This window comes from Archangium lipolyticum (assembly GCF_024623785.1).
Lineage (GTDB): Bacteria > Myxococcota > Myxococcia > Myxococcales > Myxococcaceae > Archangium > Archangium lipolyticum.
Window position 1 is genome coordinate 341,457 of the sequence record NZ_JANKBZ010000008.1, and the last position, 15,491, is coordinate 356,947.

Genomic DNA, 15,491 nt, shown 5'->3' on the forward strand with positions numbered 1-15,491 from the left:
GGTGAGGGTCTACTGGAGCACTACCCGACCACCCGGTTACGCCCGGTCTTCTTCGCCTTGTACAGGTTGGCGTCCGCCACCTTGATGAACTGCAGGGGCTCCACCATGTCCGGCGTCATGTCCGCCACGCCGATGGACAGGGTGACGGGAATCTCCTGGTTCTCGAAGGCGAACTGCTTCTCCTCGATGGACCGGCGGATCTTCTCCGCGAAGATGCGCGCCTTGTCCCCACCGTCCTCGGGGACCACCAGCGCGAACTCCTCGCCGCCGTAGCGCGCGAAGCACTGCTCCTTGCGCACCAGCCGCTTGATGGTCTGCGCCAGCTCGCGCAGCACGTAGTCACCCGCCAGGTGCCCGTGCACATCGTTGATCTTCTTGAAGAAGTCGATGTCGAACATCGCCAGCGTCAGCGGGCGCCCGTAGCGGTGGCAGCGCCCCATCTCCCTCTCCAGGTACTCGAGGAAGTAGCGCTTGTTGTTCACCCCGGTCAGGCCATCCACGATCGTCAGCGTGTAGATGGTCTCGTGGTACTGCAGCTCCACGTTGTCGCCCGTGAGGAACTTGAAGATGGAGCCGCCCACCTTGATGAGGTCGCCACTGCGCAGCGGCGTCTCCTGCGTCACCTCCTGGTCGTTCAGGTAGGTGCCGTTGGTGGAGCCCAAGTCCTGCACGAACATCCTCCCCTGCCGGCGGAGGATGCGCGCGTGCTTGCGCGAGACGTTGTCGAGGTCCACCACGATGTGGTTGCCCTCTTCACGCCCGATGGTGAACTCGCTCTCCTGGAGCGTGTACTTCTTCCCCAGCTCCGGCCCGTGAATCTGCACGATGCAGCATTCCGTCTCGACCGGGGCGAGCTCCTTGATCGAGGAGATCTTGGTTACTCGGGTTTCGTCGCCAGCCATCGCCTGGAAGACATAGCACGGCTCCCCAGGTGGAAGCCACGAGGGCCCGCCGTCCCCCGGTTTGGGTACTCAACGAACGCCCTCCAGCGGCCTTGCAGGGCTCGTACCCACGGGTAACTTGCCGGGCCTATGGCCAAAACGCTGGCAATGATCCTCGCAGGGGGCGCCGGAACCCGGCTGGAACCCCTCACCCGTGAACGCGCCAAGCCAGCCGTTCCCTTCGGCGGGCGCTACCGCATCATCGATTTCGTGCTGTCCAACTTCGCCAACTCCGGCATCTACCGGATGAAGGTGCTCACCCAGTACAAGAGCGACTCGCTCAACAAGCACCTGTCCCGGGCCTGGCGGATGACGGCCTTCCTCGGCCACTACGTGGAGACGGTGCCCGCCCAGATGCGGACCGGCATGGACTGGTACAAGGGCAGCGTCGACGCCATCTACCAGAACCTCAACATCATCACCGACGAGGAGCCCGACTACATCTTCGTCTTCGGTGCCGACCACGTCTACCGCATGGATTGCCAGCAGATGCTGGACTTCCACATGGAGCGCAAGGCCACCTGCACCGTGGCCGCCATCCCCGTCCCCATCGAGGAGGGCAAGGAGTTCGGCATCATCGACGTGGGCCCCGACGGGCGGATGCGCGGCTTCGTGGAGAAGCCCAAGAACCCTCCCCCCATGCCCGGCAACCCCCGGATGTGCCTGGCCTCCATGGGCAACTACCTCTTCTCCACCGACTCGCTCGTCAAGGAGGTGGTGCGCGACGCCGCCGACGAGGCCAGCGCCCATGACTTCGGCAAGTCCATCATCAGCGAGCTCTACAAGCGCGAGCCCGTCTACGTGTACGACTTCGCCCAGAACGTCCTCGTCGGCCAGGAGGAGAAGGAGCGCGGCTACTGGCGGGATGTGGGGAATATCGACACCTACTACCAGTCCAACATGGACCTGGTGGAGGTGGACCCCGTCTTCAACCTCTACAATGACCGCTGGCCCATCTACACCCAGCCCAACAACTTCCCCCCGGCCAAGTTCGTCTTCGCCGACCGGGAGAACAACCGCGTGGGCCACGCCACCGACTCGCTGGTGAGCGAGGGGTGCATCATCTCCGGCGGCCACGTGAACCGCTCGGTGCTCTCACCCAAGGTGCGCGTCAACTCGTTCTCCGAGGTCCAGGACTCCATCCTCTTCGAGAACGTCACCATCGGCCGGCGCTGCCGCATCCGCCGCGCCATCATCGACAAGAACGTGGAGATTCCTCCGGGGATGACCATCGGGTACGACCTGGAGGAGGACCGCCGCCGCTTCCACGTCACCCCGGGCGGCGTCGTCGTCATCCCCAAGGGCATGAAGGTGGCCTGAGCCCCTTCTCCCCCTGGAAGAAGGCCGGGGTGGGCAGCTTCCCCACCCCGGGCCCTCAGGGGCTCAGCGGAAGGCGGACTTCACCTCGGGCTTGTTGAGCACCACCAGCGACCAGATTCCCACCGGGATGCCGATGCAGCAGCACGGCCCGAAGCAGGGAATGAGGGCGATGATGGAGGCGGCCATGGCCAGGCCGAAGTTCTCCAGGTTCTTCATCTTCAGCGCGCCGAAGAACGTCACTCCGCTCAGCGCCAGCGTGAGGATGTTGCCCACGGCGCCCAGGGACTGGGAGCGCTCGAGCCACGGGCGAAGCTCCGCCGGGATGTTCGGATCATTGAGCATCTCCGGAGTCACGGCCCCGGCGCCCACGATGGCCTGAACCAACCCCAACAACGCGCCCGCGATGCCCAGACCGGCCGTCACCATCAACAGGATGGCCGGCGTGGACACCTGCTGCCGGGCCGCGGCCGTATCCGTCGGCCCAGGCCCTCCCGGATAGTTCCCCGGAATGTTCTCCATGTGTGTTCCCCTCCTCACAAGTGGGTGAAGCTTCCGCGAGCCAGGAGGGCTCGCGCCTGGGCCGATTCCACCCGGTGGCGAGGGGGAGCGCCAGAGAATTGACGCGCTCGGGCAGGGAAGACCGTCAGCGGGGAGCCCCCACCCCAGGCCGCCGGGTCGGGAAGGGAGGGGGGAGCCAATATTGTGGGCTCCACGGTATGTTGCAGATTCATTGGAGTCGCAGAGCCGCTTCGTCGCCGGGGGAGAGCGATCCATGACGATGGTCGACATTCATGGAATGAGAGAGGGACTGAATGCTTCCGGCCTGACGAAGCGCCCGCGCCTGGCCGAGCCAGCCATCCCCGAACTGCTCCTCCAGGTAGGTGTCAGCCTCCAAGCCACGCTCATCGTGGACAGCCACGGGCAGGTCGTCTGGATGGACGAGGCGCTGGCGGCCGCCAGTGGATGGAAGGACGGCGAGTCCGAGGAAAAGGCCGCCGAGGAGGTCCTCGACTCCCTGCCCTGGCTCCTCACGGCGCTGCGCACCGCCTTCACGGGCAAGGAGGCGGTCGCAGAGGGCGAGTCTCGCGGACAACCGGCCCGGGCCGTCGTGCTTCCCGTCTTCGGGAATGGAGGTCAGCTCGTCGGAGCGTGTGCCCGCTTGAGCCTGCTCGAGTCCATGCGTCCCGGACCCGCCGCTCCCCACGAGGAGCAGTCGCTCCTGGAGCTCAGCCGGACCCACCTGCACCACAGCGAGCTCGTCGACAACATCGACGGCATCGTCTGGGAAGCCGATGCGAACTTCCGCTTCACGTTCGTCAGCCAGCAGGCCGAGCGCCTGCTCGGCTATCCCATCCAACAATGGATGCAGGAGCCGGACTTCTGGCGGAAACACGTCCATCCCGAGGACCGGGACTGGGCCTGTTCCTTCTGCGTGAAGGCCACCCACGAGTGCAGGCCCCACGAGTTCGAGTACCGCATGGTGGCCGCCGACGGGCGCACCGTGTGGCTGCGCGACATCGTCACGGTGAAGTCGGAGAACGGGACTCCCCTCAAGCTGCAGGGCATCATGGTGGACGTCACCGAGCAGAGTCAGGCCCGGGAGCGTCTGGAGCACACGGTCTCGTTGCTGCGCGCCACGCTCGACTCGACCGCGGACGGGCTCCTCGTGACGGACCGGGAGCAGCGGATCACCGCCTTCAACCAGAAGTTCCAGGACCTCTGGCGCGTTCCCGATCTTCCGCTGAACATGCGCGATGGCAGGCAGGTCCTCGAGGCGCTCATCCCCCAGGTCGAGCACCCGGAGCAGTACGCCGCGCGCGTCCAGGAGCTGTACGCGAGCCCCGAGGCGGAGAGCTTCGACACCGTGGAGCTCCGCGACGGGCACGTCCTCGAGCGCTACTCACGTCCCCAGCGGCTGGGAGACACCATCATCGGCCGCGTCTGGAGCTTCCGGGACGTGACGGCCGAGCGCCGCGCGCGGGCGGAGCGGGAGCGCTCCCTGCACGAGGCCCACGAGGCCATCCGGGTGCGGGACGACTTCCTCTCCATCGCCTCGCACGAGCTGAAGACGCCCCTCACGCCCCTCAAGCTCCACCTGCAGATGCTCAAGCAGCGCTCGGCCACGGGGCAGCCCCTTCCTCCCCAACTCGCGGAGAGGGCGCTCGCCCAGGTGGGGCGGCTCTCGGCGCTGATCAACGATCTGCTGGACGCCTCGCGGGTCGAAGCGGGACGGCTGGAGATGCAACGCGTGCCCGTGCGCCTCCGGGAGGTCGTCCGCGAGGTCCTCGCGCAGCCGCGTCCCGTCAACCCCCATCACACGCTCGAGTACGAGGAGTGCGCGGAGGACGTCCTCGTCCAGGGAGATGCCAGCCGGCTCGAGCAGGTGCTGACGAACCTGTTGGAGAACGCCCTCAAGTACAGCCCCACCGGGGGGAAGATCCGCGTCGCGGTCACCCACACCGGAAAGGAGGCACGCGTCTCGGTCTCGGACTCCGGAATCGGCATCCCGGCGGACCAACAGGCGCACCTCTTCGAGCGCTTCTTCCGGGCCCGCAACGCCCCCATCTCGGGCTTCGGAGGATTGGGCCTCGGGCTCTACATCTGCCGCGACATCATCGAGCGCCACGGCGGCCGCATCTGGGTGGAGAGTGAAGTGGGACGCGGCTCGACCTTCCGCTTCACCCTGCCGCTGATGGCGGGCGAGGCGTAGCGCCCCACCCGCCGGCACCCGGCTCAGGCCGGCTGCTTCACCGCCTGCGGCCGCTTCTCGAAGGCCGTCAGCGTCTGGGCGATCTCCTGGTTCACCGCGCGCAACAGATCCTGCTTCTCGCGGAACGGGAGGAACGCGCTCTTGAAGCCGGAGACGATGATGGTGGTCAGGTCCTCCAGCGACAGCCCCAGCTCCTTGTGCGCCAACCACAGCTCCTTCGTCACCGTGGTGTCGGTGATGAGCCGGTTGTCGGTGTTGATCGTCACGCGCAGGCCGTAGTCGAAGTAGAACTTGAGCGGGTGCGCGTCCAGGCTCGACACCGCGCCCGTCTGCACGTTGGAGGTGGGGCACACCTCCAGCGGGATACGGTGGTCGTTCACGTAGTTGAGCAGGTCGCCGTCCTCGCGCAGGCGCGTGCCGTGGCCGATGCGGTGCGCCCCCAGGTAGTGGATGGCCTGGGAGATGGACTCGGGCCCGAAGGCCTCGCCCGCGTGCGCCGTGCAGTTGACGTTGTTCTTGAGGATGAGCTGGAAGGCGTCCTTGTGGTCCTTGGCCGGGAAGCTCGCCTCCGCGCCCGCCAGGTCGAAGCCGATGACGCCCCGGTTCTTGTAGGCCACCGACAGCTCCGCCAGCCGCATGGACGTCTGCGGGTTGATGTGGCGGATGCCGCAGACGATGACGCCGTACTTGATGCCCGTCTCGCGCTTGGCCACGCGCAGGCCCTCGAGCACCGAGTCGATGACCGTCGTCATCTTCAGGCCCTTCTGCAGGTGCAGCGCGGGCGAGTAGCGCACCTCGATGTAGCGCACGTTCTCCGCCGCCGCGTCCACCGCCAGCTCATAGGCCGAGCGGTAGAGGGCCTCGGCCGTCTGCAGCACCGAGAGCGTCACGTCGAAGGCCACCAGGTAGTCCTCGAGGCTCTTGCACACCTCGCCCATGTGGATGGCCTTGGCCAGGCCGTCCTCGGTGTCCGCGGGCAGCTTCACCTTCTGCTGCTCGGCCAGCTCGAGGATCGTCTTGAGCCGCATCGAGCCATCCAGGTGGCAGTGCAGGTCCGTCTTGGGCAGGGCGAGGAGCAGCTCCTCGGTGACGGGAATGGCCGGGGGCGGGGCCCAGTCGGACCGGCGTGCGGCTGAGGGAATACCAGTCGAGCTGGGGAGCTCGTCGTCGCGAATCGAAGCCATGTCGGGTTCCTTCCTTGCCAACCATCCTAGGGGTCTGAAAATCCTCTCTCAACCATGCTGCCCTCCCTCCTTCAGCGCCTCCTCTTACCGCTCGCCGTCGCGGCGCTGATGGCGGCCTGCCGGCAGCCCGCCGACAGACTCTTCGCCACCTCCACCGATGCCCCCTCGCGCTCGGGGCTGCTGCCCCTCGAGGACGGGGTGCTGGTGGGCAACGAGGCCGGCAGGCTCCTGCGCCTGGACCGCCAGGGAGAGACCCTCTGGCGCGTGGAGCTCGGCCGGGAGATTGCCTCGCGCCCCTCGGTGTCCGGAGACAGTGTCCTCGTGGGAACAGTGGGCGGGACGCTCGTCAGCCTCACCCTCGCACAGGGGACGGAGCGCTGGCGCCTCACCGGGCAGCCGCCCATGCTCACCTCGCTCGTCTCGGACGCGAATGCCGTGTACGTGGTCGCCCCGGACGGCACCGTGCGCGCCCACGCCGTGGAGTCCGGCGCGCTGCGGTGGAAGCACCCGCTCCCCTCGGGCGAGCCCCGCCCCGACTCCACCCGGCCCCTCCCCTCTCCCCTCCTCTCCCAGGGCCTCGTGGTGGTGGCGCTCGGGGAGGCCGGGCTGTTCGCGCTCGCGGCCGAGGATGGCTCGGTGCGTTGGCGACAGCGGTTGTCTCAGGTTCTGGGAATGGAAGTCCAGGGGGAGGTGCTGTACGTCTCCACCCGGAAGGGCGAGGTGCTCGCGCTCGGGCTCGCCGATGGGCAGGTGCGTTGGAGGCGGACGCCGACCGCGGCCCTCACCAGCCCTCCGAGCCTCGCCCGGGGACAGCTCTGGGTGGGCACGGAGGACAACCTGCTCCTGGCCCTGGAGCCAACGGACGGGCGCGAGGTGTCTCGACTGGCCCTGCCCGCGCCGCTCGTGACGCAGGTGGCCGGGTTCCGGGATTGGGTGCTGGTGCCTACGCGCGGCAACCAGGGGTGGTTGATCGCGCACAGGCCGGCGGAGGGCCCTCCCGTCTTCTCGTTGAGGCTGGACACGCCGCTGCTCAGCCCGCCCGTGGTCATTGGGGAGCAGCTCTTCGTGTTGGGACACGACGGACGCGTGCTCTCGTGGCGGCTCCAGCCACCGAAGTCATGAGCCAGCACCCCCTTCGGGTTTGGGGAGCGCTGGCCCTGGTCGTGCTCGTGCTCCAGGCGGGGTGCGCCAGTTGGGCGCCACGAGCGGCCCCGAAGCAGCTCGTCACGCTCACTCCGGATTCCAACTTCTCGCCCGTACAGGTGTCCGAGGCGGAGTTCCGGGAGGCATTCACCCGGCTCCTCCTCGATGTGCCGTTGCCGGTGGCGACCCGTCCCGCCAAATCCCTCGGCGGCCGGTTCGTACGGGCATCCTGGCAACCAACGGATTCACGTGGGATGGACGTCGAGCGGGGTTACGCAGGACTGTGCGAGAGGCGCGGTACTCCGGGCGACTGCTTCTCGTTCCTGGGAGACGGTCCGCACGACACCACCCTGAGCGACCGTGACAGGTTCACGCTGGGTCTCATCCTCGCCATCGGACCCGCGATGGAGAGCGCCGCGGGTGTCCTCGAGGACTTCTCCACGCAGGTGATGACGGTGGTGTGCACCGGGCTCGCACTCTACGTCCTTCTGCTGGTCTTCCCGGACCCCGTCCTCTCCAAGGGCATTGGCGTGGCGATGACCCTCTTCCTCTGGGGATACCTGGGTACGGAGCTCTGGGGGTTGATCGCCGCGACGACGCAGCTGTGGGACGAGGCGAAGAACGCCACCACGTACCAAGAGCTCCGCGAGGCAAGTGAGCGGTATGGCCAGGTGCTGGGGCCCAACACCCTCCGGGTCCTCATCCTGCTGGCGACGTGGAAGGCGGGGGCGAAGGGAAAGGACTCACTGAAGGGAGGCGGACTGCCCCGCTTCCCGCAGGCGGCCCGGAACGCCGCGGAGGGAGGCCGCATCGAGCTGTCGACAGCCGCGGCCGACGCGGAGGCCGTGTCCGTGGCCGAGGGCAGTCTCACGGTCTCGCTTCCCTCCAGTTCGGCGGCCATCCTGGCGCAGCAGGAGCAGGGCAGCGGCCAGGACGGCGACATCCACCACATCGCCACCGTGGAGAACATGAAGTCCACCGCGCGTGGTGGCCCTTGGACGCCGCTGTTCAAGCGAATCTTCGACCGGGCGGGCATGTCGATGGAGGACCCGGCCAATAAGGTACGCGTACCGGGACATAAGGGGCCCCACCCCGAGGAATACCATCGAACCGTATATAGGCGCCTGGAGGAGGCGACGTACAACTGCGGCAACCAGCAGCAGTGCGAGCACGCATTGAGGAAGGTGCTCGGGAAACTGGCTGACGAGATCCGCAGAGATGGCAGCAGGCTCAACAAACTGCTGACGGAACGGGCCCCCCTATGAGGAACTCCAACATGACAGGCCGCTATTTTGATCTGTTCGATGATGTTTACATCCCGGACCGCTGGCACCTCCTGGATCAGCCCGTGGATGAGCAGGGGCAGGAACTCCGGACCTGGCTGTTCAGGCGGGGCGAGCCCGTTCACATCGAAGGGCGAATCCGGATACCCATCTATGTCCCTGGAGAGGCGCTCGACTTCTCTTTGATGGCGGGTGCACCCATACCCGTGGTGCATGCCAGGGTAGCGGCCGTCTTCGCTGAGCTGGCTCCCGACGATGTGCAGCTCATCCCGGTGGAGGTGGACGGGCAATCCGAGCCGTACGTCCTCCTCAACATCACGCGTGTCGTGAAGTGTATCGATGATGAGAAGTCCGACGAAGTCCTCTACTGGGGTCCGGAGGACGGACAGCCAGAGAAAGTCGGGCAGTACCAGTCCGTGATCGGCATGCGCATCGACCCCACCAAAGTGGGCGATGCGCAGGTGTTCCGCACCTGGGGATGGAGCGGGACCATCATCGTCTCCGAGAGCATCAAGAACGCCCTGGAGCGCATGGGTGTCACGGGACCGAAGTTCACGGAAGTCACCGGCCCGAGCGCCATCAGCGAAGAGGAGCGCGCGTACAGCCGCAAGTGCCGTGAGCTCTATGAGTCGGCGGACACTGCCCGTGACACGGCCTGGCGCTCCCTGGGCACGCTGGACAAGGAGGCCATCACCCCCATTGCCATGAGCAGCTCGTGGCCTGGCCGCCGGGAACTCTGGCGCGTCATCCATCGCGCGTCAGGGCGCACCCTGCTCGTGACTCACGGGCTCTCCGACCCGTTCATCACCCGCCTGGAGCCCTCCGTGGGCTTCGGCCTGGAGCTCGCCGTGGAAACAGACCAGCCTCTCGAATCCATCGAGACGAGCTGGCCCTTCATGCTCCTCGAAAGGGTCGCGGCGGAGGTGGCGGCGCATGAGCGCGTGCGCGAGCGGCTGAAGGCGGGCCTCTTCTCCATGGAGGTGTCCGGCGAGGGCATGCCCGAATCGCTCGTCACCAGCGATGGACGGGTGGCCGTGCTGCTGGGCGTGGAGTCGCGCACGTTACCGAGCCACTTCTCCACTCCCTTCGGAGACGTGCGGCTCGTCACGATCAAGGCCCTGCTGCCACCGGAACTGGCATACCTGCTGGAGCACGGCGCGAAGGGCCAGTCCGAGCTGGCGCGGCGATTCGTCGCAAGCGGCGAGGAACACCTGTCCCACTTGCGGCAACGGGCGATCGTGTAGCGCGCTCTCGACGGATTCAGCCCAGGAGGCGCATACCCTCACCCCGACCCTCTCCCAGAGGGAGAGGGAGGGGAGGGGGAGAGGAGGCACTCACCCCGGCATCAGGAAGCGGGCGATGACTCGCTTGAGGCCCACGGCCCCACCGAAGTCCACTGTCACCTTCGCGTTGGGCCCGTTGCCATCCGCCGAGATGATCTTCCCCATGCCGAACTGCTCGTGGCGCACCCGCATCCCACGCACGTCCCCCCCCACCCCGTCCATGTCCGAGGTCTGCGAGTAGGAGCGGTCGACGCGCGGCCCGTCGTCCTCGTCACCCCAGTTGCGCTTGCGCTGCACCATCGGCGCCGCCTTCGGCGCGGGCGTCTCGATGTCCTGCTCCGCGAAGCCGAACAGTGACTGCGGTACCTCCCGCAGGAAGCGCGAGGGCGGGTTGTAGCGCAGCTCGCCGAACAGCGAGCGGCACTGCGCCAGGCTCACGAAGAGCCGCTTGCGCGCGCGCGTGAAGCCCACGTAGCAGAGCCGCCGCTCCTCGGCCATCTCCTCCCCGTCCGGGTCATCCGCGGCCAGCGAGCGCGAGTGCGGGAACACGCCGTCCTCCAACCCGGTGATGAACACCGCGTCGAACTCGAGCCCCTTCGCCGCGTGCAGTGTCATCAGCGCTACCCGGCCCTCTCCCACGTCCGCGTCGGCCTCGCCCACCAGGCTGATCTGCTCCAGGAAGGCGTTGAGCGCGGGCACGTCCGCCGTGAGCGGCGACGAGTCCAACCCCTCCTCCTCCGGCGGAGTGGGCGCCGTGTCCTCACCCTCCTCGTCCCCCACCGACGAAGCCGCCACCGCCGCGGCCGCACGGTTGAGGTCGAACTCCTGCGCGGCTCCCAGGAACTCGCGCAGGTTCTCCGCGCGCGTCAGCGACTCGTCACTGCCCTCGGTGACGAGCGACTCCACCAGGTGCGTCTCCTTCAGCATCTGGTCCACCGCGCTCGCCGCGTCCTTCGCCTCCTGCGCGCACGCATGCAGCGAGGACACCACCGCGTGGAAGCCGGAGAGCCGGCGCACCGCCGCCGTGTTGAGACCGGTAATCCGCTCGGGGGCCGCGGTCGCCTCGTACAGGCTCACTCCCGCCTGGTTGGCCCAGTCCACCAGCCGCTCCACCGTGGTGTCACCAATACCGCGCGCCGGCGTATTGATGATGCGCAGCAGGTCCGCGTCCGAGCGCGGGTTCACCATCAACCGCAGGTAGGCCGCCGCGTCACGCACCTCGGCCCGGTCGTAGAAGCTGCGCCCGCTCACCAGCGTGTACGGCACGCGCGCCAGCCGCAGCGCCTCCTCCAGCACGCGGCTCTGCGCGTTCGTCCGGTAGAAGACCGCCATCCCCGAGTACTTGATGAAGCCCTCGCGCTGCAACTCGTGGATGCGGCGCGCCACCTCCTGGGCCTCGGCGCGCTCGTCCCGGTTCATCAGCAGCGTGAGGATCTCGCCCTTGGGCCGGTCGCTCCACAGCTTCTTCGGCATGCGCCGCGAGTTGCGCGCGATGACCGCGTGCGCCGCGTCCAGGATGTTCTGGTCCGAGCGGTAGTTCTGCTCCAGCTTCACCACCCGCGCGCCCGCGTACGCCTGCGGGAAGCCGATGATGTTGTCCACGCTCGCCCCACGCCAGCGGTAGATGGACTGGTCGTCATCGCCCACCACCACCAGGTTGGCGCGCGGCGGCGGGGCCAGCAGGCTCAGCAGCTCGTACTGCACGGGGTTGGTGTCCTGGAACTCGTCCACCAGGATGTGCTGGAAGCGCCGCCGGTACTGCTCCAGCACGTCCGGGCGCTTGCGGAAGAGCGCCACCAGCAGCAGGAGCAGGTCGCCAAAGTCCACCGCGTTCGCCGCGCGCAGCAGCCGTTGGTAGGCACGGTAGGTCTTCTGCACCACCATCCCGCGCAGGTCCTCCGTGTCCACCACCATGTCGTCCGGCAGACGGGCGGCGTTCTTCTCCTGGTCGATGCGGTGGAGGATCTCCCTCGGCTGCATCACAGGGTCCACCCGCACCTCGCGCATGGCGCGCTTGATGAGCTGGAGCTGATCCCCATCGTCGTAGATGACGAACGAGGGGGTGAGCCCCAGCAGCTCCGCCACCGACTGCTCCCGGAGGACACGGCGCAGAATCATGGACGCCGAGGAGTGGAAGGTGCTCACCACCAGCTCGTGCGCCTGGGGGCCGAGCAGCTGCGCGAGCCGCTCCCTCATCTCCCGTGCGGCCTTGTTGGTGAAGGTGACGGCGAGGATGCGCCAGGGAGCGACACCACGCACCTGGACCAGGTGGGCCACCCGGCGGGTGATGACGCGCGTCTTGCCGCTGCCCGCGCCGGACAGCACGAGGAGTGGACCATCCCCATGGAGGACGGCTTCCCGCTGGGGATCGTTCAGGTCTTTGAGGAGTTCGTCGGCGTTCAAGGCAAGGTGCTTTTCTAGAGGCAAACCTTGCTTCTAACGAGTTTCCGCCCGCCGGGAAGGACGTTCCACGGTGGTGCTCGCCCGCCTGCCCTGCCGGGGAACCCCTCGCCGGGGGGGTACACCGGCGGCATCAACACCCGCAGTCGCAGTTCTCCACCACCGCCCCGGCCACCTCGGAGCCGTCCTCACGGATCACCCGCGCCGTCTGCGCGGGCCAGGAGTCGTGCAGGAGCAGTTCCACCTGCCCGTCCCCCTCCAGGTCCATCACGCCCGCCACGCGGCCCCCGTCCAGGTCCTTCACGGACAGCACCCGCTCCTCACCGCCCGGCCCCACCACCACGGCCCGGGTGAGCTGCTCGTTGTAGTCGCCGCCACACTCCGCGTTCCCCTCGCCCGTGATGAGGCGCACCATCATGAAGACGACGTGCCTCCCGTCCGAGGAGAAGCCGAAGCCCCTCACGTCCTCGTTCAGCTCCTCCTGCACCTGCTCCGCCCGGAGCCGGCCCTCGGCGAGCAGCGTGGCGAAGCCGGCGGACCGCCGGAGCGCGTCCTCCTGGGCGGCCAGCACCTCGGGAGAGGCCTCGTTCCCGGCCGCGTAGAACACCGGCGCCTTCGTGCCCGCCGGCAGGGCGAACACCACGTCGCTCGGCGTCATCGCGCAGTCCAGCTCGGCGAAGGTCCACGCCCGTCCACAGCCCGGCGCGTCGGGCGGCGGCTGCTGCTGGAAGTAGCCGAAGTGCGGTCTGCCCCGGTTGATCCTCGCGAACCCCGACACCTTGCACCCGGCCTGCACCGGCCCGGCCGCGCCGTAGAGGTCCACGTCGTCCCCCTTCGTGAAGAAGCCGGTCGGGTCCGCCTCGACCGGCGCCATCCACAGGCTCCGGCGCTCATCCACGGGCGAGAGCCCGGTCTGGTCCTCCGCGGCCCCCAGCAACATGAAGGTGCGCCCGTCGTGCACCTCCACGAAGCGCGGCACCGCTCCCTGCTCCCGGGCCTCGGCGCGCGCGGCGGCGGCCTGGGCCTCGGAAAGACAGGTGGCCGCCTTCTCCTCGCGATCGGGATCCAACGGCCCGGCGTTCTTCACGTACGCCTCCAGGCCCGCCTCCGAGAGCTGCTTCCGGTACTCCTCCGCTCCCGCCTTGTCCGTGAAGGCCTTGGCCACCACCACCTCCAGGCACGGGCGCAGGTTGCGGAAGGCATTGGAGGACAGCCGGTCCGGCTCCGCGGGCAGCCCCGTCTTCTTCAACGCCTCCAATGCCCCGGTCCCCTCCCCCGGCGTGGCCGAGGAGTGGATGATGACCAGCCAGCTCCTCGAATAACGCGCCTCGGGTGGCGGAGTGGCCACACTGGGAGTGGAAGCATCTGGAGCCGAGGCGGCCGGGTCCAGGGTCTCCTCGGAGGCACCACAGCCCCGGAGACTCCCACACCCGGATACGGCCAACAGGACGAGGAAGAGCAGGCGCGGCAGTCGAGGCATGGCCTCTGTTCTATCAGTAGAGTCGGGGCCATGTCCGACACCCAGGCCCGGCCCACCCAGGAGCAGCTCGACCGCTTCGCGGAGCTGTTCAATCAGAGTCAGACGATGCGGTTCTTCGGTCTACGGTTGAGCTTTCCCCAGGGAGAGAAGGTGGTCGTCACCCTCCCCGAGGTCCGCCCCGAGCACCGGGGTGGACTGGGCACCGCCGCCATCAACGGGGGCGTCATCTCCGCCATGTTCGACTACGCCATCGGCTGCACGCCCGCCCTGTTGGATCCCTCCCGCCGCTCGGCCACCATGCAGCTCTCCATCAGCTTCGAGCGCCCCCTCCGGGGCGACGCCGTGCGCGCCGAAGCCACCATCGACAACGCCGGCACCTCCACCCTCTTCGCCTCGGCCCGGCTGTACGACGCACAGGGCCATGTGTGCGCCCGCTGCCAGGGCGTGGTGAAGTTCTCTCAGCTGAAGTGGGCCTCGGGAGAGAGCCCGGCCGTCAATTGACCCCTCTGTCCCACCCCTTCCGATATGTCCGCGCGCACGGAACGTTTCCCAGGCACCGGGGAACAGGGAGAGCCCGGCGGGCCAACGGAAGCCCGGGAAGACGCGAGGGGTGCGTCCTTGGTGCGGCCAGTGCAGGACGTGGTGGGACAGCGGGAGGACGAGGCCGGGCTCGCGCGGCGTGCCCTCGAGGGGGAACGCACGGCCTGGGACGCCCTCGTCTCCCGCCATCACCACCGCGTCGTGGTCTCGCTGCTCGCCCGGGGCATCCGGGTGGATCGGGCCCACGAGCTCGCCCAGGAGACCTGGGCCCGTCTCCTCCAGCAGCAACAGAAGGGAATGCTCACCGAGCTGCGTCTGCCCCAGCTGGCGATCACCCAGGCGACGTTCCTCGCGGCCGATGAGGTGCGCCGGGTCCGCCGCGAGTCGCTGGCGGGCGCGGTGGAGGAGCTGCCCGAGTCCCACCACCCGGTGGACCCCTCGGTGTCCGCCGAGCAGCGCCTGCTGTCCGAGGAGCAGCTCTCCCGGGCCCAGGCGGCGCTCCAGCAGTGCTCGGCGAGCGCCCAACGCGTCTTTCAACTGGCGTGCGATGGCCAGGAGCTGCCGCACGCCGAGGTGGCCGCGCGCGTCGGTTTGTCCGTGCAGCGCGTCCGACAAATCCTGTGCGAGGTCCGCAAGAAGCTGCGGAGCGCCCTCGAGGAGGAAGCACCATGAGCCAGCACATCCGTCCGGCCGACGCCGAGCAGTACGTCCTGGGCGCGCTGGAGCCGGAGGCCGCGGCGGCCCTCGAGGCCCACACGCTCGCCTGCCCGGCGTGCGCCAGCATCCTCCAGCGCGAGGCCCTGTTGGAGGAGCAGCTCCGCGAGGTGGCCCGGGCTCCCGCCCCGGAGCCCCGGGTCATCCGCCCCGCGCGCTGGCACCGGGCCCGGCTGGCCGCGGCCACGGGAGTGATGGTGGCTGCCGCGGCGGCGGTGTCGTTCCTCGTGCTCCGCCCCGAGCAGGCCGTGCCGACACCGCCACGGGACGAGGACTTTCCCGTGATGGCCCTGCCGATGGACCTGCCGTCGGCTCCGGAGCGGCTGGTGGCATGCCCCGACCTGGCGAGCCAGGAGACGTGTGCCTCGGAGGCCCTGGCCCGCGGGCTGCTGGTGCAGTACCCCCAGGGCCTGGGAGAGGTTCCCCGCTACGAGGGCCACGCGGGACTGCCGAAGGGCGCGCTCGACGCAGAAGGGCCCTACTCGCTGTGAGA

13 protein-coding genes are annotated in these 15,491 nt (G+C 68.4%); 8 read left to right on the plus strand and 5 right to left on the minus strand.

The genetic code is table 11. From position 1 onward, the window contains the following. Positions 1 to 20: 20 nt before the first annotated feature. Entirely contained in the window at positions 21 to 902 is an 882-nt protein-coding gene (locus tag NR810_RS20020; RefSeq protein ID WP_257454637.1) for a GGDEF domain-containing protein, read from the minus strand. A gap of 129 nt (positions 903 to 1,031) precedes the next feature. On the opposite strand from NR810_RS20020, the gene glgC reads away from it, so the two are divergent. After that, positions 1,032 to 2,261 (plus strand): glucose-1-phosphate adenylyltransferase, encoded by a 1,230-nt coding sequence (gene glgC / locus NR810_RS20025; protein ID WP_257454638.1) that lies wholly within the window; start codon positions 1,032 to 1,034, stop codon positions 2,259 to 2,261. A 63-nt stretch (positions 2,262 to 2,324) separates the two neighbouring features. Here the strand turns inward: glgC and NR810_RS20030 are convergent, their stop codons facing one another. Next, positions 2,325 to 2,780: a hypothetical protein gene (locus tag NR810_RS20030; RefSeq protein WP_257454640.1), complete on the minus strand. Its 456-nt coding sequence runs from the start codon at positions 2,778 to 2,780 to the stop codon at positions 2,325 to 2,327. Positions 2,781 to 3,033: 253 nt separating this feature from the next. On the opposite strand from NR810_RS20030, the gene NR810_RS20035 reads away from it, so the two are divergent. Further along, on the plus strand, positions 3,034 to 4,971 hold the full coding sequence (locus tag NR810_RS20035; RefSeq protein ID WP_257454642.1) for a PAS domain-containing sensor histidine kinase: 1,938 nt from the start codon (positions 3,034 to 3,036) through the stop codon (positions 4,969 to 4,971). A gap of 23 nt (positions 4,972 to 4,994) precedes the next feature. Here NR810_RS20035 and add read toward each other — a convergent pair whose 3' ends face one another. Then, positions 4,995 to 6,155 carry an adenosine deaminase gene (gene add / locus NR810_RS20040; RefSeq protein WP_257454643.1) on the minus strand — a complete coding sequence of 387 codons (1,161 nt, stop codon included), beginning with the start codon at positions 6,153 to 6,155 and terminating at the stop codon, positions 4,995 to 4,997. Positions 6,156 to 6,209: 54 nt separating this feature from the next. Between add and NR810_RS20045 the strand changes: the two genes are divergently transcribed. The 3 genes from NR810_RS20045 to NR810_RS20055 are packed head-to-tail and all read left to right on the plus strand — an operon-like array spanning position 6,210 to position 9,825. After that, the gene (locus NR810_RS20045) at positions 6,210 to 7,277 is read left to right on the plus strand and encodes an outer membrane protein assembly factor BamB family protein (protein ID WP_257454645.1); all 1,068 of its coding nucleotides are present in this window, start codon (positions 6,210 to 6,212) and stop codon (positions 7,275 to 7,277) included. Continuing rightward, entirely contained in the window at positions 7,274 to 8,563 is a 1,290-nt protein-coding gene (locus NR810_RS20050; protein ID WP_257454647.1) for an AHH domain-containing protein, read from the plus strand. The genes NR810_RS20045 and NR810_RS20050 overlap by 4 nt, the downstream gene beginning before the upstream one ends. 11 nt (positions 8,564 to 8,574) lie before the next feature. Then, positions 8,575 to 9,825, plus strand: coding sequence for an imm11 family protein (locus NR810_RS20055; RefSeq protein ID WP_257454648.1), 1,251 nt, complete (start codon positions 8,575 to 8,577; stop codon positions 9,823 to 9,825). A 90-nt stretch (positions 9,826 to 9,915) separates the two neighbouring features. Here NR810_RS20055 and NR810_RS20060 read toward each other — a convergent pair whose 3' ends face one another. Both NR810_RS20060 and NR810_RS20065 read right to left on the minus strand, forming a co-directional pair. Further along, on the minus strand, positions 9,916 to 12,267 hold the full coding sequence (locus NR810_RS20060; RefSeq protein ID WP_257454649.1) for an ATP-dependent helicase: 2,352 nt from the start codon (positions 12,265 to 12,267) through the stop codon (positions 9,916 to 9,918). Between the two features lie 130 nt (positions 12,268 to 12,397). Further along, positions 12,398 to 13,744, minus strand: a complete 1,347-nt coding sequence (locus NR810_RS20065; protein WP_257454650.1) for a hypothetical protein — start codon at positions 13,742 to 13,744, stop codon at positions 12,398 to 12,400. A gap of 30 nt (positions 13,745 to 13,774) precedes the next feature. Here NR810_RS20065 and NR810_RS20070 point away from each other — a divergent pair, with 30 nt between their 5' ends. The 3 genes from NR810_RS20070 to NR810_RS20080 all read left to right on the plus strand — a co-directional run bounded on the left by NR810_RS20070 (position 13,775) and on the right by NR810_RS20080 (position 15,489). Continuing rightward, entirely contained in the window at positions 13,775 to 14,245 is a 471-nt protein-coding gene (locus NR810_RS20070; RefSeq protein WP_257454651.1) for a PaaI family thioesterase, read from the plus strand. A 120-nt stretch (positions 14,246 to 14,365) separates the two neighbouring features. Next, the gene (locus tag NR810_RS20075; protein ID WP_257454713.1) at positions 14,366 to 14,956 is read left to right on the plus strand and encodes an RNA polymerase sigma factor; all 591 of its coding nucleotides are present in this window, start codon (positions 14,366 to 14,368) and stop codon (positions 14,954 to 14,956) included. Further along, positions 14,953 to 15,489 (plus strand): zf-HC2 domain-containing protein, encoded by a 537-nt coding sequence (locus tag NR810_RS20080; protein ID WP_257454653.1) that lies wholly within the window; start codon positions 14,953 to 14,955, stop codon positions 15,487 to 15,489. Before NR810_RS20075 ends, NR810_RS20080 begins: the two co-directional genes overlap by 4 nt. The last annotated feature ends 2 nt before the right edge of the window (positions 15,490 to 15,491 follow it).

Coding starts and splice junctions, on each gene's coding strand:
- NR810_RS20020 (WP_257454637.1), bottom strand. CDS start 902: ATGGCTGGCGACGAAACCCGAGTAACCAAGATCTCCTCGATCAAGGAG.
- glgC (WP_257454638.1), top strand. CDS start 1,032: ATGGCCAAAACGCTGGCAATGATCCTCGCAGGGGGCGCCGGAACCCGG.
- NR810_RS20030 (WP_257454640.1), bottom strand. CDS start 2,780: ATGGAGAACATTCCGGGGAACTATCCGGGAGGGCCTGGGCCGACGGAT.
- NR810_RS20035 (WP_257454642.1), top strand. CDS start 3,034: ATGACGATGGTCGACATTCATGGAATGAGAGAGGGACTGAATGCTTCC.
- add (WP_257454643.1), bottom strand. CDS start 6,155: ATGGCTTCGATTCGCGACGACGAGCTCCCCAGCTCGACTGGTATTCCC.
- NR810_RS20045 (WP_257454645.1), top strand. CDS start 6,210: ATGCTGCCCTCCCTCCTTCAGCGCCTCCTCTTACCGCTCGCCGTCGCG.
- NR810_RS20050 (WP_257454647.1), top strand. CDS start 7,274: ATGAGCCAGCACCCCCTTCGGGTTTGGGGAGCGCTGGCCCTGGTCGTG.
- NR810_RS20055 (WP_257454648.1), top strand. CDS start 8,575: ATGACAGGCCGCTATTTTGATCTGTTCGATGATGTTTACATCCCGGAC.
- NR810_RS20065 (WP_257454650.1), bottom strand. CDS start 13,744: ATGCCTCGACTGCCGCGCCTGCTCTTCCTCGTCCTGTTGGCCGTATCC.
- NR810_RS20070 (WP_257454651.1), top strand. CDS start 13,775: ATGTCCGACACCCAGGCCCGGCCCACCCAGGAGCAGCTCGACCGCTTC.
- NR810_RS20080 (WP_257454653.1), top strand. CDS start 14,953: ATGAGCCAGCACATCCGTCCGGCCGACGCCGAGCAGTACGTCCTGGGC.